22 protein-coding genes and 1 pseudogene are annotated in these 22,350 nt (G+C 68.2%); 7 read left to right on the forward strand and 16 right to left on the reverse strand.

Annotated features, from left to right (window positions below; translation table 11 throughout):
* The 4 genes from VFF46_RS07920 to VFF46_RS07935 all read right to left on the reverse strand — a co-directional run.
* Nucleotides 1-213, reverse strand: a 213-nt coding sequence (locus VFF46_RS07920; RefSeq protein WP_325036374.1) for a helix-turn-helix domain-containing protein, incomplete at its 3' end; no start/stop codon positions are given.
* Between the two features lie 21 nt (nt 214-234).
* Nucleotides 235-1,149, reverse strand: a complete 915-nt coding sequence (locus tag VFF46_RS07925) for an alpha/beta hydrolase (protein WP_325036375.1) — start codon at nt 1,147-1,149, stop codon at nt 235-237.
* Between the two features lie 2 nt (nt 1,150-1,151).
* The gene (locus VFF46_RS07930; RefSeq protein ID WP_325036376.1) at nt 1,152-1,574 is read right to left on the reverse strand and encodes a DUF1801 domain-containing protein; all 423 of its coding nucleotides are present in this window, start codon (nt 1,572-1,574) and stop codon (nt 1,152-1,154) included.
* Nucleotides 1,575-1,668: 94 nt separating this feature from the next.
* Nucleotides 1,669-2,016, reverse strand: coding sequence for a VOC family protein (locus VFF46_RS07935; RefSeq protein ID WP_325036377.1), 348 nt, complete (start codon nt 2,014-2,016; stop codon nt 1,669-1,671).
* A 75-nt stretch (nt 2,017-2,091) separates the two neighbouring features.
* Here VFF46_RS07935 and VFF46_RS07940 point away from each other — a divergent pair, with 75 nt between their 5' ends.
* Nucleotides 2,092-2,658 (forward strand): hypothetical protein, encoded by a 567-nt coding sequence (locus tag VFF46_RS07940; protein WP_325036378.1) that lies wholly within the window; start codon nt 2,092-2,094, stop codon nt 2,656-2,658.
* On the opposite strand, the pseudogene VFF46_RS07945 reads toward VFF46_RS07940, so the two are convergent.
* A pseudogene (locus VFF46_RS07945) lies at nt 2,651-3,163 on the reverse strand (mobile mystery protein B); the annotation flags it as partial. The gene VFF46_RS07940 and the pseudogene VFF46_RS07945 overlap by 8 nt on opposite strands.
* A gap of 89 nt (nt 3,164-3,252) precedes the next feature.
* Nucleotides 3,253-3,600, reverse strand: coding sequence for a helix-turn-helix domain-containing protein (locus tag VFF46_RS07950; protein WP_325036379.1), 348 nt, complete (start codon nt 3,598-3,600; stop codon nt 3,253-3,255).
* 296 nt (nt 3,601-3,896) lie between these two features.
* On the opposite strand from VFF46_RS07950, the gene VFF46_RS07955 reads away from it, so the two are divergent.
* Nucleotides 3,897-4,703 carry a zinc-binding dehydrogenase gene (locus VFF46_RS07955; protein WP_325036380.1) on the forward strand — a complete coding sequence of 269 codons (807 nt, stop codon included), beginning with the start codon at nt 3,897-3,899 and terminating at the stop codon, nt 4,701-4,703.
* Here VFF46_RS07955 and VFF46_RS07960 read toward each other — a convergent pair whose 3' ends face one another.
* The 6 genes from VFF46_RS07960 to VFF46_RS07985 all read right to left on the reverse strand — a co-directional run bounded on the left by VFF46_RS07960 (nt 4,704) and on the right by VFF46_RS07985 (nt 10,880).
* The gene (locus tag VFF46_RS07960; RefSeq protein ID WP_325036381.1) at nt 4,704-6,746 is read right to left on the reverse strand and encodes a PQQ-dependent sugar dehydrogenase; all 2,043 of its coding nucleotides are present in this window, start codon (nt 6,744-6,746) and stop codon (nt 4,704-4,706) included.
* A 130-nt stretch (nt 6,747-6,876) separates the two neighbouring features.
* On the reverse strand, nt 6,877-7,680 hold the full coding sequence (locus tag VFF46_RS07965) for a MauE/DoxX family redox-associated membrane protein (protein ID WP_325036382.1): 804 nt from the start codon (nt 7,678-7,680) through the stop codon (nt 6,877-6,879).
* Nucleotide 7,681: 1 nt separating this feature from the next.
* Nucleotides 7,682-8,284: a cell wall protein gene (locus VFF46_RS07970; protein WP_325036383.1), complete on the reverse strand. Its 603-nt coding sequence runs from the start codon at nt 8,282-8,284 to the stop codon at nt 7,682-7,684.
* Nucleotides 8,285-8,298: 14 nt separating this feature from the next.
* A complete protein-coding gene (locus tag VFF46_RS07975; protein ID WP_325036384.1) occupies nt 8,299-8,709 on the reverse strand; it encodes a hypothetical protein in 411 nt (136 codons plus the stop codon).
* 117 nt (nt 8,710-8,826) lie between these two features.
* On the reverse strand, nt 8,827-10,332 hold the full coding sequence (locus VFF46_RS07980; RefSeq protein ID WP_325036385.1) for an MFS transporter: 1,506 nt from the start codon (nt 10,330-10,332) through the stop codon (nt 8,827-8,829).
* A complete protein-coding gene (locus VFF46_RS07985; RefSeq protein WP_325036386.1) occupies nt 10,329-10,880 on the reverse strand; it encodes a helix-turn-helix domain-containing protein in 552 nt (183 codons plus the stop codon). The genes VFF46_RS07980 and VFF46_RS07985 overlap by 4 nt, the downstream gene beginning before the upstream one ends.
* A 304-nt stretch (nt 10,881-11,184) precedes the next feature.
* Here VFF46_RS07985 and VFF46_RS07990 point away from each other — a divergent pair, with 304 nt between their 5' ends.
* Nucleotides 11,185-12,180 carry a TerC/Alx family metal homeostasis membrane protein gene (locus VFF46_RS07990; RefSeq protein ID WP_325036387.1) on the forward strand — a complete coding sequence of 332 codons (996 nt, stop codon included), beginning with the start codon at nt 11,185-11,187 and terminating at the stop codon, nt 12,178-12,180.
* Between the two features lie 12 nt (nt 12,181-12,192).
* Here the strand turns inward: VFF46_RS07990 and VFF46_RS07995 are convergent, their stop codons facing one another.
* Together VFF46_RS07995 and VFF46_RS08000 are read right to left on the reverse strand one after the other, a co-directional pair.
* Nucleotides 12,193-13,449 carry an MFS transporter gene (locus VFF46_RS07995; protein ID WP_325036388.1) on the reverse strand — a complete coding sequence of 419 codons (1,257 nt, stop codon included), beginning with the start codon at nt 13,447-13,449 and terminating at the stop codon, nt 12,193-12,195.
* Nucleotides 13,450-13,681: 232 nt separating this feature from the next.
* Complete coding sequence (locus VFF46_RS08000) at nt 13,682-14,536, reverse strand: NAD(P)-dependent oxidoreductase (RefSeq protein ID WP_325036389.1); 855 nt, start codon at nt 14,534-14,536, stop codon at nt 13,682-13,684.
* Between the two features lie 61 nt (nt 14,537-14,597).
* Here VFF46_RS08000 and VFF46_RS08005 point away from each other — a divergent pair, with 61 nt between their 5' ends.
* Nucleotides 14,598-17,018, forward strand: a complete 2,421-nt coding sequence (locus VFF46_RS08005; protein WP_325036390.1) for a glycoside hydrolase family 2 protein — start codon at nt 14,598-14,600, stop codon at nt 17,016-17,018.
* Here the strand turns inward: VFF46_RS08005 and VFF46_RS08010 are convergent.
* Both VFF46_RS08010 and VFF46_RS08015 read right to left on the reverse strand, forming a co-directional pair.
* The gene (locus tag VFF46_RS08010; protein WP_325036391.1) at nt 17,015-18,241 is read right to left on the reverse strand and encodes an ROK family protein; all 1,227 of its coding nucleotides are present in this window, start codon (nt 18,239-18,241) and stop codon (nt 17,015-17,017) included. The genes VFF46_RS08005 and VFF46_RS08010 overlap by 4 nt on opposite strands.
* Before the next feature lie 92 nt (nt 18,242-18,333).
* The gene (locus VFF46_RS08015; RefSeq protein WP_325036392.1) at nt 18,334-19,689 is read right to left on the reverse strand and encodes an alpha-L-fucosidase; all 1,356 of its coding nucleotides are present in this window, start codon (nt 19,687-19,689) and stop codon (nt 18,334-18,336) included.
* A 103-nt stretch (nt 19,690-19,792) separates the two neighbouring features.
* On the opposite strand from VFF46_RS08015, the gene VFF46_RS08020 reads away from it, so the two are divergent.
* The 3 genes from VFF46_RS08020 to VFF46_RS08030 all read left to right on the forward strand — a co-directional run.
* Entirely contained in the window at nt 19,793-20,755 is a 963-nt protein-coding gene (locus VFF46_RS08020; RefSeq protein ID WP_325036393.1) for a sugar ABC transporter permease, read from the forward strand.
* Between the two features lie 12 nt (nt 20,756-20,767).
* On the forward strand, nt 20,768-21,670 hold the full coding sequence (locus VFF46_RS08025; protein WP_325036394.1) for a carbohydrate ABC transporter permease: 903 nt from the start codon (nt 20,768-20,770) through the stop codon (nt 21,668-21,670).
* A 57-nt stretch (nt 21,671-21,727) separates the two neighbouring features.
* Nucleotides 21,728-22,350: extracellular solute-binding protein (locus VFF46_RS08030; RefSeq protein WP_325036395.1), on the forward strand; the 623-nt coding region annotated here is incomplete at its 3' end.

Raw genomic sequence — 22,350 nt, forward strand, 5'->3', positions numbered from 1 at the left:
GCGCAGCCGGGAGACCAGGCGCTGCAAGGCATTCGACGCATCCGCCGGGGGTTGTTCACCCCAGATCCAGTCGACCAGCGTCGCCTTCGGAACCACCCGGCCGGCGTCGAGCGCCAGCGCGATCAGCAGCCCGCGCAACCGTGCGCCGGGAACGTCGACAACGCTCCCGTCGTCGCCCCGCACCTCGAACGACCCCAGCATCCCGATCCACACCCGGCCGATTTTGCCACGCGCTCAGGGGCCTACCTCCCGCACACAGGCACACACCAGCTCCGGAACGTCGATCTGCAGGTAATGCCCGGACTCCGGAACCACCTGATGCCGCCCATCACACGCCCTCGCCAACGCCTCCTGCACCGCCACCACCCGAGGCGTCCACTCCGCGGGGCGCCCCTTGGTAGCCGTCAAAAGCACCACAGGAAGCCCGGTCCACACACCCCGCCCCCGCCGCCCGATTAGCTCGCCGATGCTGTCAAGCACCATCGCCAACTCCCCGGCCCACGTAAACCACTGCGCATCCGTCCGCAGATAGGAAAGACAAACCTCCACCCAATCAATCCCAGCACGCTCCGCCCGTGCGGCTGCCGGGCTCGCGCCCTCCGCCCCAGCGCCGGTGGTGGTGCAGAGGCTGCGGCTGATGTCGTGGGCGAGTTCTTGGATTGTGGTGAGGGCTTCTTCGTGGCGGGGGTCAGTGGTGGGGGAGTCTGGGGCAGCGATCGGCTCGGCGTCCTCCCAGAAGGACTCGTGGGACGGGTCCAGCAGGACCAGGCCGCGGATCAGGTCGGGCCGTTCCCAGGTCGCGAACTGTGCCAGCAGGCCGCCCCAGCTGTGCCCGACGAGTACGGCGGGCCCCACCTCCTCGAGCAGGGCGACGAGATCACCGACCTGGAGCCCGACGCTGAGCGGAGCGGGATCACTCCCCCCGTACCCGGCCCGGTCGTACGCGACCACCCGATGGTCGACCACCAGCTCCCGGAACACCGCCGCGTAGGTGGCAACCGGCGACATCGCCCCCGCCTCGAGCACCACCGGCGTACCGCTCCCTGCCTCGACCCAGCGCAGCATCCGGCCGTCGCCGCGGTCGAGCGCCCGCCGCGCGAGCCCTCCGCCGACCAGCTGACTGAACGCCTCGGCCAGCGGATCCACCACGATCAGCCGATCGCCTTCTTGACCAGGGCAACGATCTGCTTCTCCAGCGCCGGGGTGAGCTGCGTCAGCGCGTACGACGTCGGCCACATGTCGCCGTCGTCCAGCTGCGCCTTGTCGCTGAACCCGAGCGTGGCGTACCGGTACTTGAACTTCGCGGCGTCCTGGAAGAAGCAGACCAGCTTGCCGTCCAGCGCCCAGCCGGGCATGCCGTACCAGAGCTTCGGGCTCAGCTCCGGCGCCGCCCCGAGGATCAGCTCGTTCAGCCGCTCCGCGATCACCCGGTCCGCGTCGGCCATCCCGGCGATCTTCGCGGCCTGCGCGACGGCCGGGTCCTCCGTGCTCTTCAGGTCCTTCGCGTGCTCCTTCATCGCGTCCTGCTCGGCCTTGCTGAACCCGCCGTACGACTTCTTCTTCGTGGTTGCCATCGGAGTGCCTTTCGGTTTCGTCGTTGCCCAGAACACTAGGAGCCGCCGCACCACGGCGCTTCTCGAATTCTGACCAACCCGAACGTGACCGCGATCAGCTGTAAAGACAGAACGGATGCCCCGCCGGGTCGAACAGGACCCGAACGTTCGCCTGCGGCTGGAACTCCGCGAGCGTCGCGCCGAGCTCCACCGCATGCTCGACGGCGGTCTCCAGGTCACCGACCTCGATGTCCAGATGCATCATCATCTGCTGCTGTCCCTCGGCAGCCGGCCAGACCGGGGGAGCCCACGGCGCCGACGTCTGCGGCTGGAACGCCAGGTACGTCTCGGAGTTGCCCGGCACGGCGAGCACGAACTCGTTCGGCTCGTTGCGGTAGATCTCCCAGCCGAGCACCTGGTGGTAGAACAGGCCGAGCGCCTGCGGGTCCGGCGCGTCGATCACCGTCCCAAAATAGTGCCCCTTCGCGGATCGTCCTCGAAGCATCGCAGTACCTCCTTCACAGGTGACACTAGGCGAGTGGACCGACACAGTGATCTCGCGGCCGAAGGCAACCCGCAGAAAAAGCCACGTCCGATGATCCCCTACCTCCCCAAGCAGAACCTCACGATCGTGGCCGTCGGCGACGCACTGGAAGCCAACGCGGTCCGCGCCACCCTCGAAGGCCTCAACTACCGAACCACCACCCATTGGATCGGGTCCCGCGCCGAACTCCTGAAACTCCTGGCGGGCGAGATCCCGACCGACGACACCGTCGTACTCTCCTGCCACGGCGACGAACAAGGCATCCTCGTCCCCGAGGAACCACCGATCACCGCGGCCGACCTCCGCACCCACGCCCGGCTCGACGGCAAGACGATCGTCAACCTCGGCTGCGAGACCCACGCCATGGCGGCCGCCTTCCACGCGGCCGGCGCGTCGCACTACATCGCCCCGACCGACTCCCCGGACGGCACCGCCGCGCTTGCCTTCGTCACGAACCTCTTCTTCCTCCGCACCTACGACGTCCCCCTCGACGAAGCAGTACGCCGCGCCGCCGCGTTCCACCCGGAATGCGAGCAGTTCCAGCTGAACCGAATCAGCTGACCGCGTTGGTGAGCAGTGCTGCGTAATCACCGGCGTCGGCGGATCGTAAGGCGTCGAGGTACTGGCGGCGTGCGTTGTCGGCGGGAAGGCCGCGGCGGGCACCCCAGCTCAACGCATCGGGTCCGAGGCCGACGGATGCCGCGAGGGCACCGGCGATCAGACGCGCGTGCCGTCCGTTGCCGTTCACGAACGGATGGACGAAGACGAGCCGGTGATGGAAGCGAATACAAATCTCCAACGGGACGTAGGTCTCCCGCTCGATCCAGAACGCCGCATCCCCGAGGAGCAGTTGCAACTCTTCCGGAATGCGCGCCGGAGCAATCCCGATCGTGGTGTCACGCCGCCGCGGCTTTCCGGCCCAGGCCCACACGTCCGCGAACATCTGGCGGTGCAACTCCCGGAGCAAACCCTGCTGCAGCAGCTCGTCCGGGCGCAGATCCTGATCGCCCAGCCACAGCACGGCATCGGCGATATTCGAGGCCTCAGCGTCGTTCAGTTCCGCCCGGGTCCTGGTCCAGGCGTACTCCTAGGTGAGGTACTGCGCGTCGTCGGCGTCGAGCGGGGTCTGGCCGTCCGCTGACCCGCCGAGGTCCATCAGGCCGCGGACCGGGCGATCCGATGCCTGACGATCTTCTCGAGTACTCGCTGGAATCCCTCGTCAGTGATCGGCTGCGCCTCCAGGCCCATCGTCCAGGCGATCTTCTGCGCCTGCGCTATGTCGGCCTGGGTGGGCTGCTGGTTCTTCGCGACCACACTGAAGTCCAGCACCTGCAGTACGGCGAGAACCCTGTCCGCCTCCAGCCGGGGAGCGCCGTGCTCCAGCCGGCCGAGCCACTCGCGAGACACCCCGGCCCGAGCCGCGAGCTCCGCCTGCGAGAGGCCGCGCCGATGCCGCTCGGCCCGCACCTCGGCGCCAAGCTCCCGCATCCTCCCGATCGCCATCGTCCGCTCCCTTGGATGTGACAGTTCTGTCGCAGTTTAGCGCGTCAGCCGCTGACGCGGCCGCGAGATGAGCGACGGCTGCTCAGCCGGTGGTTGACCTGAAGGTTGGTTCAGGTTTTAGGGTGGGGCTTCCGGTTGAGGAGGTTTGGGGTGCGGGGTGTTCGGGTGGTGCGGTTTGGTGGGCCTGGGGTGCTTGAGGGGGTGGAGTTGCCGGGTGTTGCGGCGGGTGTGGGGGAGGTGGTGGTTGGTGTTGAGGCGGCGGAGGTGTTGTTTCTTGATACGCAGCTTCGGGCTGGGTGGGGCGGGAGTACTTCACGCTCGACCTGCCGTTCGTGCCGGGGGCCGGTGTTGCTGGACTGGTCCGAGCGGTCGGGCCGGGCGTGGACGCGGGGCTGGTCGGGCGGCGGGTGATTGCGGCGACCGGTGGGGTCGGGACGTATCGCGGTGGTGGGTACGCCGAGCAGGCTGTCGCGCCGGTGGACGAGGTGTTCCCGGTGCCCGACGACCTCGAGTTGACCGCCGCGCTGGCGGCGCTGCACGACGGTGCGACCGCACTCGCGCAGCTGGAACGGGCCAAGGCGGCGCCAGGCGACCGGGCGCTGGTCACGGCGGCAGCCGGCAGCCTGGGGAGCTGGCTGATTCCGTTGCTCGCGGCAACCGGCGTGGAGGTGGTCGCGGCGGCCCGCGGCGAGCGCAAACTCCGGTACGCCGAACAACTCGGCGCGCACCGGGTGATCGACTACTCGCAGCCCGGCTGGGCCGACCAGGTCGGCCGGCCGGATGTGGTGTTCGACGGTACCGGCGGCGCGATCGGACGTGCGGCGTACGCGATCACCGCACCCGGTGGACGTTTTCTGGGGTACGGCGCAACCAGCGGAGGCTTCACCGTTCCGGCAGACGAGCGCGCCGACGTCACCCGGGTAGGCATCTTCCAGCCGGACCCGGCCGAGTGGCGGGAGCTGACCCGGCGCGCGCTCGACGAGCTGGCGCACGGCACGGTCGCTCCGACCATCGGCCGGACTTTTCCGCTCGCCGACGCCGCGGCGGCCCACACCGCTATCGAGAACCGACGGACGCTCGGCAAAACCTTGCTGCTGACCTGACTACGAGAACTTCAGGCGGACAATCAGATTGTCGATTGTCGACGGTGTGCCGCCGTTCTTGTCGTTGTTGGTGGTGGTCAGCCAGAGGGTGCCGTCGGGGGAGTGGGTGACACTGCGGAGGCGGCCCCAGCGGCCGGAGAAGAGGGCCTGCGGGGTGCTGACGCCGGTGCCGGCGGAGTTGATCTTCGTGACCCAGAGCTGTTCGCCGGTGACGCCGGCGATGTAGATCCAGTCGTTGACGATCGCGATGCCGCTCGGCCCGGCCTGCGAGGTGGGCCAGGTGCGCTTCGGTGCGATGTAGCCGCCGCAGTTCCCGATCGTGCCTTCGCAGGAGGGCCAGCCGTAGTTGCCACCCTTCTGGATCAGGTTGAGTTCGTCCTGGCTGTTCTCGCCGAACTCGGACGCCCACAGCTGCCCGCGCGAGTCCCACGCCAGCCCTTGCGGGTTCCGGTGTCCCCAGCTCCAGACGTACCGCGCGTTCCCGCCACTGCTGTAGAACGGGTTGTCGGCCGGCGGCGTACCGTCCGGGTTCATCCGCAGCATCTTGCCGTTCAGCGAGTTCTTGTTCTGCGCGTTGCCGGAATCCTTGGCGTCACCAACGGTTGCGTACAGCTTCCCGTCCGGCCCGAACGCGATCCGCCCGCCGTTGTGGTACCGGTTCTTCGCAAGTCCCGTGAGTACCGGCGAGGATGTCGCGGCGAGCTTCCCGTTCTCGCACTTCATCCGCACGATCCGGTTGTCGCCGGACGCCGTGTGGTAGAAGTACACCCAGTGGTCGGTCGCGAAGTTCGGCGACAGCGCGACGCCGAGCAGACCGCCCTCGCCGCTGGTCGTCACCACGCCCGGCACCTTCCCGAGCGTCGTCTTCTGCCCGCTCGCCGTCACCCGCAGTACCTCGAACCGGTCCCGCTCGGTCACCAGCGCGGACCCGTCCGGCAGGAACGCAACGCTCCAGCCGAGATCGACCTTCGCGATGTCCTTGTCGTACGCCGGAATGCCGCCGCTGCCGGTCGCCGACGTACGGACGGTGACCGCGTTGCTCGCCGCGGACGCGTTGCCGTCGGGGTCGCGCGCCTTGACGGTGAAGGTGTAGTCGGTGTTCGCGGTCAGCCCGGTCGCGGTGGTGGTCAGCGATCCCGTCGACGCGACCTTCGTCGAGCCCTGGTAGACGTCGTACGCCGCGATGCTGCCGCTGTTGTCGGTGGACGCGTTCCACGCCAGCGACGCGCTGTTCGCGGTGACACCGGTCGAACGCAGGTTCCCCGGTACGGTCGGCGGCTGCGTGTCGCCGCTGCCCGGCGTGGTGAACGTGACCACGTTGCTCTGCTGCGAAGCGTTGCCCGCGGCATCGAACGCGCCGACCGAGATGTCGTACGCCGTGTTCGCGGTCAACGTGTCCACGGTCGCCGACAAGGTGTTGCCGTCGACAACTTTCAGCACGTTGCCGCCGCGGTTGATCTCGTAACGGACCACGCCGACGTTGTCGGTGGCCGCGGTCCAGTGGAAGGTCGCGGCGTTCGGCTTCAGGTCGCTGACGGTCAGGTTGCCGGGCGGGGACGGGGGAGTGCTGTCGTCGGTGGTCGGTGTCACGGTGAGCTTGTCGGCGTTCGGCCCGCCGTCGGCGCTGGTCGCGCGGGCGCGGATCTTGTTCGTACCGGCGGTGAGCTGGAGCCGGACGGTCTTGGTCTTCCAGGTGGTCCAGGCGCCGGTGCCGGGGAACGTGATGCCGACGGCGCCGGGCTGCCCGTTGACGGTGAAGTCCAGCGGGCGGGTGGCCGACGTACCGTTCGCGTACCGCAGTGTGACGTCGGCCGGGCCGGCCGGGGCGGTCACGGTCCACTCGACGTACCCGCCGGCGAGGTTGTCGTAGTTGACGAAGCCGGTCCCGGTGTAGCCGGTGTGGTTGGACTCGACGACGCCTTGCGAGATCGTCGCGTCCTCGGCCTGGTAGTCAGTGGACGCGGCGGTGGCGGATGGCAGCGCGGTCAGCGTGAGCGCGCCGGCGGCGAGCGCGATCGCGGCCGCGAGCAAGCGGGATTTCATGCGGGTCTCCTGGATGTTCGGGGCGGAGGAGGTGCGCACAACTATTAGGAAAGTTTCCTAACGATAAGCTCAGCTGTCAACAGCACGAAGCCTCCGCGGAGAAGTTCCGCGGAGGCTTCGGGCGTCTTCGTCAGGCGGTGGCCAGGACGGTCGGGCGGTACAGCGTCAGGCCGTCGTCGCCGACGACGGCGACCCGGACCGACTCCGGTGCGGAGTCCTGGTGCGGTACGGCGAACACGGCGGTCGCGCGGCGCCCGTCGTAGTTGGCGGCGTAGCTCACGAACCGCCAGTCGTCGTCGTCCCAGTAGTCGTGGATGTCGGAACGCAACAGCCCGTCGACCGCTCGGTACGCCGGGCTGAGCAGGACTCGTCGCTGGGTGGCGGCGAGTGGGGTGGTGCCGGAGGCGGTCCCCGCATAGGGGTGGCTGAGCCGGATGCGGAACCGGCGGAGCGGGAGCAGCCAGTAGCGGTCGAGTTCGGCGGACAGCATGGCGAACGCCGCCGCCTCGACCACGAGCACCAGCAGACCCGCGCCCGCCGACCACCAGCCGGTCGCTGCGAACGTCGCGGCCACTGAGGTTGCCAGCAGCAACAAAGCGCGGGCGATCGCGCGGGTGCCGACGGGTTTGGCCGACTTTCCCGCGCAGCCACAGGACGCCTGCGGTACGACGACCTTCGAGTAGATCAGGAAGCCGACGAAGCCGACGGACAGTGCGACGGCGGCGAACGCCTCGAGAGCCCAGACTGGGGGTAGAAGGAGTGCGAGACCGATCAAGGTCTCCACACCTGCTACGGACAGATAGGCGGGTTTGGCGCGGGTCTCGCCCAGGAGTCTGGGGAGGGCCGTGCGATCTGCCTGGTCAGGGGATCTGAACTTGGCGTAGGCAGACCACAGGAGTATCAAGCCGAGTAGCAGCGGCTGTGCGGTACCCATGTCAGTTCGAGGTGTAGATGGTGGCGACGTCGATCTCGTTCGTGCCCGGTCGCCAGGCGCCGATCACCTGCGCGTGGCGGCCGACCTTGAGCATCGACAGGTCCGATACCGCGGGCGTCCCGTTGTACGCGGCTGCCGTCGTACCGGCCTGAACGTGTCCGAAGACCTTCTGCCCATGGTGGTCGAACCCCACGCCGGTCCGGCTGATCGACGTGATCGCGACGGTCAGGTTGACGATGTTCACCCAGATCGCCTCGGCGGCGAGGATCCCGCTCGGGAGCAGGACGCCGCGCGCGTACAGCCCGTCGCCGATCTTCGTCTGGTCGACGGTGGTCGGGCGGAGCTTCCAGACACTGGTCACACCGGTCAGCTGGATCCGGTGCAGCCGGCCGTCGGATCCCTTGACCTGCAGGAGATCCTGGTTCCGGCCGGTGATCAGGCCTTCGGCGAAGTTCGGGTCCGGCTGCCCCGGATCGGGGTACTGCGTGCCGGCCGCGAACGCGGTCTCCGGGGCGAGCGAGCCCATCGCGCTGGCGGCGATCAGGCCGGTCGCACCGATCGCGGCGCGGGAAAGCAGTGAGCGGCGGTCCATCGTTGCGGTCATTGTCCACTCACCCCTCAGCCGACGTCGATGTTCGCGGGAATCAGACCGGCACTCAGGCTCGCGATCGACGAGAACGCGGCCGGAGTGAGGTCGAGGAGGCGGTTCGCGGCGCACGTGCCGCCGCAGCAGGCACGTTCGCCGCAGAACAGGTCGGTCTGCGGACCGCAGTCCGCGATCGAGGTGACGACCCGTTTTCCGTTGCACAGGTTGGTGGTGGCGTGCCGGAAACCACAGGTACGCCGGGTCAGTCCGACGCCGCAGGTGTCCGGGTGGGTGATCGCGAAGCACGCGTCCGACGTGTTCGGCCACGCGTGCTGGAAGTTCCCCGAGTTACAGGTTCCGCAAGCGCCGTGCCCGGTGCTCGCGCAGGGTCCCCATGCGTTTCCGCAACAGAACCAGGATGCTTCGCCGTTGACTCCGGCCATGACAGATTCCTCCTAGGCCTAGGGGCGGTAAGACCTAACGGATTCTTTGTACCCCGATCCGGCGGAATCTCCCAGAGGTCAGCGAAGAAACGGAAACTTTTTGCCTTCCGTTCGTGCCTAGTGCGCGGTACCGAGTCTTTGCCCGCGGAGCAGGAACCACGCCGCGACCGCGGTGGCGAGCAGTACGGCGGCGCCGACGCCCGCAGCGATCGCGACACCGTGCGCGAACGCCTCCCGCGCGGCATCGAGCAGTTCGCCCGCAGCAGCCGGTGGCAGCTGAGCAGCCACCTCGACGGCACCACCCAACGACTCGCGCGCGGCAGCCGGCGTACCCGAAGGCCCTTCGAAGTTCCGGTACACCCCGGTGACGATCGACCCGAGCAGCGCGATGCCCAGCGCCGTACCGAGCTCGTACGCCGTCTCCGACACCGCGCTCGCCGCTCCGGCCTGCTCCTTCGGTACGGCGGACAGGATCACGTCGGCCGTCACCGTGAACGAGAACCCGGCGCCCGCGCCGACGACGAGCAGCGCAGCGCCCAGCAACGGGTACCCCGTCGTCTGGCTGATCGTGGTCAGCGAAGCGAGTGCCAACCCGATCGCGGCCAGCCCGCCCGCCACGACCGCGCGTACCGAGAACCGCCGCGCAACCTGACCGGCGAGCAGCCCGGCGACGACCGACCCGATCGCGGCCGGCAGCTCCGCGAGCCCGGCCTCGATCGGCCGGCGCTCCTGCACGAGCTGCAGGTACTGCGACAGGAAGAAGATCAGTCCGGACAACCCGAGGATCGTCAGCAGGTCAGCCAGTACGGCGCTACTGAAGCCCCGGCTGCGGAACAGCGTCAGGTCCAGCAACGGGATCGGGAGCCGCCGCTGCCGACGTACGAAACCGTAGAGCGCGAGCAGACCGATCGCGGCCGCCGCGACCGGCACCCACCCGAAACCGTGCGCCGCGAATTCCTTGATCGCGTACACGACCCCGATCATCCCGATCATCGACAGCACGACGCTGACCAGGTCCCACGGACCCGGCTCCGGATTCCGCGACTCCGGCAGCAGCCGGGCGCCGACGATCACCAGCACCGCCATCACCGGCAGGTTGATCAGGAACACCGAGCCCCACCAGAAGTTCTCCAGCAGTACGCCGCCGACGATCGGGCCGATCGCCATCCCGGCGGACGCGGCCGCGCCCCAGATCCCGATCGCGAGACTGCGCTCGCGCGGGTCGTGGAACAGGTTGCGGATCAGCGCCAGCGTGGCCGGCATCAGGGTCGCGCCGGCGACACCGAGCAGGGCCCGCGCCACGATCATCAGCTCGGCCGAGTTCGCGTACGCGTTCAGGACCGAGATCGCGCCGAACGCGGTCGCGCCGATCAGCAGGATGCGCTTGCGGCCGATCCGGTCGCCGAGGCTGCCCATCGACACCAGCAGGCCGGCGAGCACGAACGAGTACGCGTCGCCGATCCACAGCAGCTGGGTGCCGGACGGCTTCAGGTCCTCGGACAGGAACGGTGTGGCCAGCCCGAGCACGGTGGCGTCGACCGCGACGAGCAGGACCGCCAGCACCAGCACTGCCAGCGCGAACCAGCGCCCCGACCGCGTGCGGGTGTCTGCTTGCTGCTTCATTTCTGTTCTCTCCGTAATGCGCCGCCGAGCAGCAGCTCGGCGATGTTCGTGGTGAAGTCCTTCGGGGCCACCCGGCCCTCGCAGATGGCCCAGGCTGCGGAGACCAGCAGCCCGTACAGCGCCTCGGTCAGCCAGATCGGGCTGAGGTCGATCCGGAGCTCGCCCGTCTCCTGACCGCGCCGGAACAGCGCCACCAGGCGGGCGTCCAGCCGGGCCCAGCCCGCGTTCTGCTCCTCGCCCTCGAAGAGCTGGTTCTCGGAGTACAGGAACGCGAGCAGCCCGGCGGCCGGCTCGAGCTCGCGGATCAGGCGGCGTACGGCGTCCGCGACCGGGCCGTCGTCGACCGCTGCCCGGGCCGCGGCCGCCTCGCACTCGGTGATGCCGAGGTCCTCGAGCGCCCGGACCAGCGCGTCCCGCCCGGCGAACTGCCGGTTCAGCGTGGCGCGGCTGATGCCGGCGGCCCGGGCGACCTCGTCCATGGTCGCGGTGGACTTCCGCATCAGCAGGGTCGCGGCGGCGCGCAGTACTTGCTCTCGATCGACAGCCATGAGACAAGCATAGCTCATATGAGACATCTGTGTCTCATTCTTAAGTGGGAGCTACTGCTGCAGGCAGTATGCGGTATACAGTTGCTGAGAACGCGCTCGGCCGGACTAGACTGGGCGCGCTTGAGGAGGGGAGTATCCCTCTCGGACGACGCCCGCGCGGCGCCGGTCCGACGCGGCAGCGTCGTCATCACGGGAGGCCTGGACGGCCGAACCGGTGCTGCCGGCCCGGAGTCATCCGGGTGGGAGAGACCTCCGGACCACGCTGCAGTCTGCCGACGTCCGGAGGTTCGTCATGGTTTCTGTCATGTCACCAGTGGTGTGGGTGCTGACCATCGCCGGGCTGCTCGCGATCGTCGCGTTCGACCTGATCGTGATCGCCCGCCGGAACCACACCGTGACGATCAAGGACGCCACCCGCTGGGTGCTGTTCTACGTCGCCCTCGCCGGGCTGTTCGCGCTCGGGCTGTTCGTGTTCAGCCCGGGGCAGTCGGGCAGCGAGTTCGTCGCCGGGTACATCACGGAGTACAGCCTCAGCGTCGACAACCTGTTCGTGTTCGTGATCATCATGGCGCGGTTCGCCGTACCGGCGCTGGCCCAGGACAAGGTGCTGTACATCGGCATCGTGGTCTCGATGGCGCTCCGGGCGATCTTCATCCTGGCCGGCGCGGCGGCGATCTCCGCGGCGAGCTGGGTGTTCTACATCTTCGGCGCATTCCTGGTCTACACCGCCGTACGGCTGGTGCTCGAGGGGGAGAACGACGAGAGCGCCATCGAGGATTCACAGAGCCAGGAAAATGCCGTACTGCGGGGACTGCGGCGGGTGCTCCCGATGTCGCACGACTACGACGGCGCCAACCTGGTCACCCGGACCACCGGCAAGCGGCAGTTGACCCCGCTGGTGATCGTGATCGCCGCGATCGGGATGGCGAACGTGATCTTCGCGCTGGACTCGATCCCGGCGATCTTCGGGCTCACCCAGGACGCGTACATCGTGCTGACCGCGAACGCGTTCGCGTTGATGGGCCTGCGGCAGCTGTACTTCCTGATCGGCGGTCTGCTGGAGCGGATCGTGTACCTGAACGTCGGGCTGTCGGTGGTCCTCGCGTTCATCGGGGTGAAGCTGATCATCGAGGCGTTGCACGGCTCGCACATCGACGACATCGGCGCGATCCACCTGCCGCACATCGGCATCCTCACCTCGCTCGGCTTCATCATCGGCACGCTCCTCGTGACCACGGTGGTCAGCCTGCTCAAGTCGTCCCGGGACAGCCGCCGCGAGGCCGTCCGCATCGACGACTGACCTTTCCGGTAACTATCCGGCGTCTACTGCCGTTTTGTTTCCGGAAACCACGCCCGGGCGGCGGAGCCGGACATACAGGGCGGGGATCGGGAGCCAGATCAGGCCGGATGCGAGCAGGGCGCCGCGGAGCGACGTCCGGCCGAGGGCGCCGAGGGGCGGGCCGCCGGCGACCTGGCCGATCGCGTTCGCCTGCGACACCATCGAGAGCACGGTCGCGCGGGACCGGGAGTCGACGTGCCGGTTCAGCCAGGCGGCGTGGATCGGGCTCGTGACGGTGTCGGCGATCTGCCGCAGCCAAAGCGCCGCGACGGCCAGCCAGAGGTGACCCGCGAACCCGAACAGGAACATGCCGAGGACGTCCAGCCCGGCGAGGGTCGCGAGGATGCGGGTCGGGTGCGCGACCTGCAGGCGCTCCGCGGAGAAGCGGTTCAGCAGCAGCGATGCGCAGAGTGAGAGCAGCGTGCCGGCGAGCGCCAGCGCGGTGAACCAGACCGCCGGGTCCGACGTACCGAACACGGCCGGGAAGTCGAAGGTCAGCAGCTTCACCGACCACAGCCGGTCGAACGCCTCGCTGGCCAGGCCCGCGATCAGGCTGATCACGACGAGCGTCCGTACGACGGGCCGCCGCCGGGCCGCGTCGAGTCCACTCCGGAACGTGTCGGCCATTTGCCGGAACGTGTCACGTTCCTCGGGTGGCGTCCGGTGGAAGTTCCGCTCCGGCATCACCGCGTTCAGGACCAGCGCGAGCAGGATCATCCCGGCGCCGGAGACCACCATCGGCAGCGAGAGCCCGATCAGCCCGAGCGCGCCGGCGGCGACGGTACCGGCGATCGTCCCGACGAGCTGGAACTGCTGGGCGCGGACGAACACCCGGTTCGCGCGGTCGGGGCCGATCTCGTCGGTGATCCAGGCCTGGTCGGCGCCGGACGTGAACGTGAAGCCGACGCCCCACAGCACCTGCGCGCCGAGGATCGCCAGGAACGCCGGCACCAGCGCCTGGAGCAGGAAGCCGGCACCGATCAGCACGAAGCCGATGACGAGCGAGAGCCGGCGGCTGTACAGATCGGCCACGAGGCCGGTCGGGATCTCGAAGAGGAAGCAGGCGAGCTCGAGGGTGGTGCCGACGAGGACCATCTGGAGTGGATTCAGGCCGGCGTCGCGGACGTAGTACACGGCACTGAGCGTGAACGACAGCGCGGCGAGGAAGGCCCAGGCGGCGTTGTAGACGTAGTACGTCCGCGTGGGGTCGGCAGAGCGGTAGCGGAACACGAAGAGGTCTCCTGAAAGCGCGTGCGGGCAGGACGAAGCGCGACCGGGAGTTACCAGCGCCGGTCAAACGCTTGCGTGGCGCACAGCGAGGTGCGCTTTCAGGAATGCGAACGCATGCCGCACACAGTAAGGCACTCCACGGCGCGTCCGCCCCTCAATTAGCCGACCCCGCTGGGTGATCAGGGGTATCATCGAAACTGCCTGGCCCGGCCGTTCCCCCGTGATGGTCGGGTCAGGTTCTTTTCATGCTCCGTACATCGGTTGGCGGTGTGTAGCCGAACGTCCGAGCCAGTTCAGCGATCGCGTACACCCCGGCGTGCTCGTTCCCGGGCCGGCGGTAGTACGACAGGTCGAGCTGCTCGGCGCGGTCCCCGAGCAGGAGCCGGAGCGTTTCGGCCGTGCCGAGCGGCGTGCGCGGCATCGGTGCCACCAGGTTCAGCGTGCGGCAACCCGGCCCCAGGTCCGTGGTCGCGGCCAGGGCCAGCGCTTCGGCGGCGTCCTGAACGGCGATGACGCCGAGGTCGCAGAACGGCTGGGACATCCGCTCGACCGCGTCCCGAGTCACCGGTGGCGTGTCCTCCGGCGCCACGACGCCGAGGCGGAACAAGGTGATGTCGAGGGACGCGTCCAGGCGATGGAAGTAGGCCGCGAGGTCCTCGACCATCGCCTTCGAAACGCCGTAGATGTTCGTGGAGTCGCACGGGTGGTCGTCGGGAATCGGCAGCGATCGCGGCCGGAAGTCCGGATCGAGACAGCCGGCCGCGGCGATGGAGCTCGCGAGGACGAATCGGCGCGTGCCCCGGTCGATCAGATAGCGCAGGAGCCGCCGGGTGCCGGCCACGTTCACCGTGATGGCTTCTTCCTCGGCGGCGGCCCCGGTGACCCCGGCCAGATGGACGACGGCGTCGATCGGGTAGTCGTCGAGCCGCGCCAGGCTTTCGGGGGCGGTGAAATCGCCCGTGACCGCGATCACCTCACCGGCGACGGGGGATCGGGAGAGCGCGACGACCGTGTTGCCGACAGCGAGTTCCTTGACCAGGCGGGAGCCGACGAAGCCGCTCGCGCCGGTGACCAGGATGACGGACATCTCTTCCCTCTCCGCACCGCACGGGTTTTCTTTCCTGTGTGAACTATATAGGGTCGGAGCGGTGACGACGTATACGACTGCCCTGCACGACGGCTGGACCCTCGACGTGGCGGAGGCGGCTGAGCCGGCCGACCCCAAGGTCATCGGGGCGCTGCCGGTTCCCGCGACCGTGCCGGGCACGGTTCACACGGACCTGCTCGCCGCCGGCCTGATCCCGGACCCCTATCTCGATCGGAACGAGATCGGCCTGGAGTGGATCGGCCACACCGCTTGGCGTTACAGCACCACCTTCGAGGTCGATTCGTTGCCGGCCGATCGCCTCGACCTCGTCTTCGACGGCTTGGACACCCTCGCCACCATCAACCTGAACGGGTACGAAGTCTCTCGCACCCGCAACATGCACCGGCGGTATCGGCTGCCGATCGCCGATCTGGTGGTGGCCGGCCCGAACACCCTGACGATCGAGTTCGAGTCGCCGTGGAACCCGTCGGAGCGCTCGGCCGCAGCGGGGGTCCCCGAGGTGTTCTCGTCGTTCACCCATCTCCGCAAGATGGCCTGCAACTTCGGGTGGGACTGGGGCCCTTCGCTCGTGACGTCGGGAATCTGGCGGGACGTGCGGCTGGAGAGCTGGTCCGTGGCGCGGATCGCCTCGGCACGTCCCACGATCACGCTCGCCGAGGGCGGTGCATCCGTACGCGTCGACGTCGACATCGAGCGGTCAGCCGGGGAGCCCCTCCAGGTCTCGGCCGAGCTCGCGGGCGCGCGGGCGGCGGCGACCGTACCGGCGGGGGAGACGGCCGCGGTACTGACGCTCTGGGTCGAGAATCCCGAGCTGTGGTGGCCGGCTCAGCTCGGAGACCAGCCGCTGTACGAGCTGAAGGTTGCCCTGGGCACCGATCAGCCGATCGACGAGCAGACCCAGCGGGTCGGCTTCCGCAGCATTGTCGTGGATACCGATCCCGACCGCGACGGCATCCCGTTCAGCTTCCGGGTGAACGGGCAGGACGTACCGATCCGCGGCGTGAACTGGATCCCGGACGACTGCTTCCCGCACCGCGTCGACCGGGCCCGGATCGACCGGCGACTCCGGCAGGCCCTCGGTGCGCACGTCAACCTGGTCCGGGTCTGGGGCGGCGGCGTGTACGAGAGCGACGACTTCTACGCCGCGTGCGACGAGCTGGGTCTGCTGGTCTGGCAGGACTTCCTCTTCGCCTGTGCGCCGTACCCGGAGGACGAGCCGATCTTCACCGAGGTCGAGGCCGAGGCCCGCGACAACGTCGAGCGGCTGATGGGACACCCGAGCCTCGCGCTCTGGAACGGCAACAACGAGAACTGGATGGGCTGGACCGACTGGAACTGGAAGGAGCGGGTGCAGGGCCGGCCCTGGGGCGGCACCTATTACCTGTCGGTGCTGCCGCGGATCGTGAGTGACGTCGATCCGGGCACCCGCTACTGGGCCGGAAGCCCGTACTCGGGGGATCCCGAGACGTACTACAACGATCCTGCCCGCGGCCTCATGCACGTCTGGGATGCCTGGAACGAACGGGACTACAGCGCTTATCGCGATTACCCCGCCCGATTCGTCTCCGAGTTCGGCTGGCAGGGACCGCCCGCCTGGCGTACGCTGACCGACTCCGTTCACGACGCGCCGCTGCTGCCCGATTCGCCGGGCACACTGCATCACCAGAAGGCGTCCGACGGCAACGGCAAGCTCGCCCGCGGGCTGGCGCCGCACTTCCCCGAGCCGTCCGGGATGGACGACTGGCACTTCGCGATGCAGCTCAACCAGGCACGCGCGATACGGTACGGCGTCGAACACTTCCGCTCCCTGCAACCGCTCAACAGGGGCACGATCCTGTGGCAGCTGAACGACTGCTGGCCGGTGACGTCGTGGGCCGTGGTCGACGGCGCCGAGCGACTCAAGCCGGCCTGGTACGCGTTGCGTGCCGCCTACGAACCTCGTCTGCTGACGATCCAGCCGCGTGCGGACGAAGTGCTGCTCTTCGCGATCGACGACCGGGCGTCCGGGTGGGCGCCGTACACGACGATCCGCCGATTGGACGTGGACGGCACGGTGCTCGCGACGCAGACCGTGACGCTCCCGACCGATGGCCTGGCGGCCGCGACGGCCGTCCTCGACCCGGCGATCGCGAAGCCGGCCGACGCGCGCCGCGAGTTCGTCGTCGCCGAGGCCGACGACGGGACCCGAGCGCTCTGGTTCTTCGTCGAGGACAAGGACTTCGACTATCCGGCGCCGAACCTGGTGTTCGCGCCTACCGCGGACGGAGTACGTGTGACGACCGACGCCTTCGTACGCGATCTGTGTATCCTGCCCGACCGGCTCGACGCGGATGCCGAGGCGCAGGACATGCTCATCACCCTGCTTCCCGGCGAGTCCGCCGAGATCCGAGGTGTCCGAGCCGAGCAGCTGGAGTACCCGGTGGTGCGGCACGCCAACGAGTTGGCACGGCGCTCCCGCTAGCCGGTGCGGGAGAGCTGGGGATGTGCGTGCCGGACGATGGCACGCACGACCGAGGCGGCCGCGCCGCGGGCCCAGTCGTCGAACTGGTGCGGCCGCGTGATGATCCGGCACTCCACGGCCGCACCGAAAGCGTGCTGTTCGAAGCTCTCCCGCAGGTGCTGCTCGTACACGTCGTAGTCCGGGGCCGACTCGCCCATCACCAGCACGATCTCCGGGCCGACCAGGTTGACCATCGTCGCGATCGCCTTGCCGAGCAGGCGTCCGGCCCGGCCGAACACGTCGACCGCCACCGGATCACCCTCGCGGGCGAGCTCGACGGCCCGGGCGAGGGTCAGTTCCGGGTCGCCGAGTTCCCGCCGTACGGCGGCAAGGATCGCGCTCGACGACGTCACCGTCTCGACGCAGCCGCGCAACCCGCACGCACACAGGAATTCTTCCGGGGCGAGTGGTAGATGCCCGAGCTCGCCGGCGAGTCCGCGCGCACCGGAGACCACGTCGCCGTTGATGTAGAGACCGCAGCCGATCCCGGAACCGATGGTCACGATGGCGAATGATTCGGCGTCGACCCCGACACCGAACCACTCCTCGGCGATCGTCAGGGCGCGCACGTCGTTGTCGACCAGAACCGGACGCTTGAGCCGGTTCTCGAGCAGCTCGCCGAGTGGAACCCCGGTCCAGCCGAGCAGCGGTGAGCGCCGGATGATGCCGTGCAGCGAGTCGACGTCGCCCGACGCCGAAACCCCGATGCCTCGGACCCGATCGGCCGCCGGACCGAGCTCGCGGAGCAACTCCTCGACGACCGCGACGACTTCCTCGACCACGGTCAGTACGCCGGTCGAGGGGAGCCGGCGGTGCACGGCACGGAGAATGCTCATCTGCAGGGTCGTCGCGACGCCGATGATCTCGTCGGCGTTGATCTTGACCCCGAGCGCGAGCAGCGCGTCGGGCACGACCCGCAACGGCTGCGACGGCCGGCCCGGTACGGCGGCGACGGTCGGGGCCGGTTCGCTGTCGGTCAGGAAGCCTGCCGCGAGCAACGGCGCGACCGCCTTGGTGACGGCTGCCGCCGACAAGCCCGTCTGGCGGGTGATGTCGATGCGTGCGATCGGACCGTGGGTCAGGATGCGGGTGAAGACGTCCACCGTCGCCGGAGTGGCCAGCCGGAGGAGACGCGGCGGCGTGCCCGCGCCGTCGGCCGCGGACTCGATGATCGTTTCGGACATGGCTACCTCTCAGTGGCGCGGCGCTCGCGGCCGCGCGGACCCGATCGCGTCATTGTCACACGGCGGATCCTCCCGAGCGGTGACGAGGAAACTCATCCGAGCTCGATCGCGATCACGTCGATGAGAGCGCCGGTCGCGGCAGGTGCGGTGAAGCGCAGCTCGCCGATCGCGTCCGGGCCGCTGTCCTGATGGATCTCGAGCCGGCTCTCGTGGGCGATGGGCTCGTCCGCGCCGAGCAGCGAGATTCGCCGTACCCGGCCGACCGGCAGGCCCCGGACGACGACCTCCTCGACGGGGGTCATCACCAGATGCAGATAGACGGTGGAGTCGGTCCGGGTGACCGGCCCGTAGAAGTCGACCTCGGGTGCCGGACGTACGCCGATCACGCTGGAGCGATGCGTGGTCATCCAGCCGGCAATGTCGTCGAGCCGCTCGACCTGGGCGGGGACCAGGCTTCCGTCGCCCTTGGGACCGACGTTCAGCAACAGATTTCCGCCTCGGCCGACGACCTCGATGAGAGTCCTGAGCAACTGGCGCGAGCTCTTGTAGTTGGTGTCGGTGGGCACCCAGGCCCACAGGTCGGCCATGGTGAGGCACAGCTCCCAAGGCCCTTCCGACGCGGTGGCGGGGAATCCCTGCTCGGGCGTCTGATAGTCACCCTGCCCCAGCAGCCGGTCGTTGATGACGACGCCCGGCTGCAATTGCTTGATCAGCGACCGAAGCTCCGCTGTGTGCCACTCCTCGGGCGATCGCTCCCACTCGCCGTCGAACCAGAGCAGATCGACCTGCCCGTAGTTCGTCAGCAGTTCGGTCAGCTGGCCGCGGAGGTAGCCGAGGTAGCGGTCCCACTGCTCAGGCTCGGGCCTGCGGTGCCGGTCCGTCGCGATCGGCAGCCCCGCGTTCTCGGCGAGTCCGGCGTTCGGCCACTTCTCCCGCGGGTACGGAAGCTGATCCTCGGTGAACGCGGGATAGTCGGGATGGTGCCAGTCGGACAGGCTGTAATAGAACCCCACCCGGAGCCCGGCGGCGTGCAGCGCGTCGGCCAACTCCCGGGTGACGTCCCGCCCGAACGTGCTGTGCTCGATCGAGAAGCCGGAGTGCTTCGTATGGAACATCGAGTAGCCGCCGTGATGCCGGGTGGTGAAGACGACGTACGTCGCACCGGCACGCTTGGCCTTCGCGACCAGTCCCGCTGCGTCCCAGCTCCGCGGATCGAAGCCCGGCGCACTCGAGAAGTACTGCGCGGGCGTGATCCTGCCCTCGCCGTTCGACCACTCGCCGACGATCGGCCAGCCGATCTCGAAGCCTTGGCGGCTCGCGTGGTCCCAGTGCACGAACAGGCCGAGACCCGCTCCGCGGAACCAGCTGTCGGCGGCGGCCTGGGCCGCCGCAGTCGAGCCTTCAGTCATCGATCGCTCCCTGTTTCTTTTCTGACATAAAATAATCATCCTAGTCCACCCGGAAGCTGACCGCTCAGATACGAGCGTACGCGGCGGGAGTGGAAAGCGATTACTTGACACTGTGCACTAAAGGTCCCTAGTGTCGCCAGTCATGGCGATAGTGGACCGGCAGGCGACCGAGCGGCTTGTGCCCAGCGAGTCCGGGCGCGAACGCTCGCGTAAGGCGAAGCCGGGCCGCTCCCCGGCGCATCGGTACGACGGCCGGCTGGCGTGGATCCTGATCACGCCGGCATTGATCGGATTCCTGGTCTTCGCCGTCTATCCGGCGCTGCGCGGTATCTACCTGAGCTTCACCGACTTCCACGTCCTCACGCCGCCGAAGTGGACCGGTTTCGCCAACCTCACCGAGCTGATCCACGACGATGTGTTCTGGACCTCACTGCTGGTCACCGCCTACTTCGTCGTGCTCTCGGTCGTTGTCGGCACAGTCGTTTCGGTGATCACCGCGGTCGTCCTGCACCGGCTGACCGGATCGACGGTCGTGCGCGGCCTGATCATCCTTCCGTTCCTGATCTCCGGCGTCGTCGCGGCGACGGTGTGGTCGTGGATGATGGACTCGCAACTCGGCATCATCAACGTCGTCCTGACGCACGTCTTCGGCCAGCCGACGCTGTTTCTCGGATCCCGGGCCTGGGCGATCCCGTCGATCGCGATGATCGGCGTCTGGAAGTCGATGGGGTACAACGCGATCATCGTCTTCGCCGGCCTGCAGACGATCCCGCCGTCGGTCTACGAGGCCGGCCGCCTCGACGGCGCGGGCGAGGTCCGGATGTTCCGCCACCTGACGCTGCCGTTGCTTCGGCCGATTCTGGCGATGGTGATCGTCTTGTCGGTGATCGGCTCGTTCCAGGTATTCGACCTGGTCGCGGTCACCACCAAGGGCGGACCGGCCAACGCGTCGAACGTGCTGCCGATGTACATCTACACGAAGGCCTTCTCGCAGTTCGACTTCGGCTACGCGGCGACGATGTCACTGGCGCTCTTCGTGATGCTCATGATCATCACCTTCCTGCAGATGCGGCTGTTGCGTGCAGGCGAGTCGGACACGAACTAGAGGAGCCGGCCCATGTCTTCTGTTGTCGTCAACTCCCGGCCCCGGGCTTCGTTCGGGCGCGGAGTCGCGTGGACCTACATCGGGATCGTCGTACTGGTCACGCTGTTCCCGTTCTACTGGATGCTGCGGACGGCGTTCTCGAACAACTACGAACTGCTGCAGCACCCGTCCGACCCGCGGCCGGTGGGTTTCACCCTGGGCGCCTTCGCCCGGGTGCTCGGCATCGCGTCACCCGACCAGGCCAAGGCCGAGGGTGGCTCGGGCGCGTCCGTCGACATCCTGCACGCGCTGCTCAACTCGGTGGTCTACGCCTCGATCTCGACGGTGTCGATCGTGTTCTTCTCGTTGCTCGCGGCGTACGCCTTCGCCCGGTTGCAGTGGCGCGGCCGCAACGTGATCTTCTCCGTCTTCCTCTCGGCGCTGATGATCCCGGGCATCCTGACCCTGCTGCCGAACTACATCCTGGTGCGCGACCTCGGTCTGCTCAACACCTTCGCCGGCATGATCCTGCCCGGGGCGCTGTTCTCCGCGTTCAACATCTTCTTTCTCCGCCAGTTCATGCTCGGCCTGAGCAGCGAGATCGAGGAGGCGGCCCTGATCGACGGGGTCGGCCCGCTGGGCATGCTCGTGCGGATCACGCTGCCGATGACGTCGGGGCCGATCACGACACTGTCGATCCTGGGCTTCATCACCATGTGGAACGACTATTTCTGGCCGCTGCTCGTCACCAGCGACGACACCGTCCGTCCACTCACGCTCGCCCTCGGGGTGTTCAAGCAGAGCTCGCCGCAGGCCCAGCCGGACTGGGCCGGCCTGATGGCGGCGACGCTCGTCGCCGCGCTCCCGATGATGGTGCTGTTCATGGTGTTCGGCCGGCGCATCGTCAACTCCATCGGTTTCTCGGGAATCAAGTAGTTGTTGCTCTGGGCATCTAGCCCCGCCGCCCGGCCGTCGTACGAACGAAGGAAGCAGATGAAGATCACCCGGTTGGTTCCAGCCGTCGTCCTCGCCGCGCTCACCGCTTCGCTGGCTGCGTGTGGGGGCGGTGCCTCGAGCAGCAGTAGCGGGACGGTGAACTGGTGGACGTGGGACGACACCCAGGCCGCCGCGTATCGTCAGTGTGTCCCGGCCTTCGAGAAGGCGAATCCTGGGCTCAAGGTGACGATCTCGCAGTACAACTCCAACGACTACTTCACCAAACTCACCACGGGATTCGTCGGTGGCACAGCGCCCGACGGCTTCATGAACAGCGTCCAGTACCTGCCGTCGTACGCCGGGCAAAGTCAGCTGGAGCCGCTCGACGACTACATCAAGAAGGACAAGTACGACCTGAAGATCTTCTCCGAGGGTGTCCCGCTCTGGCAGCTGAACGGCAAGCAGTACGGCCTTCCGATGGACTGGGCGAGTACGGCCGTCTACTACAACAAGGCGGACATCGCCGCTGCGGGGTACATCGCCAAGGATCTCGGGACGATGACCTGGAATCCGAAGGACGGCGGGACGTACGAGAAGATCGCGGCGCATCTGACGGTCGACACCAAGGGTGTCCGCGGCGATCAGCCGGGGTTCGACAAGAATCACATCAAGACGTACGG

The organism is Kribbella sp. (genome assembly GCF_035655035.1).
Lineage (GTDB): Bacteria > Actinomycetota > Actinomycetes > Propionibacteriales > Kribbellaceae > Kribbella.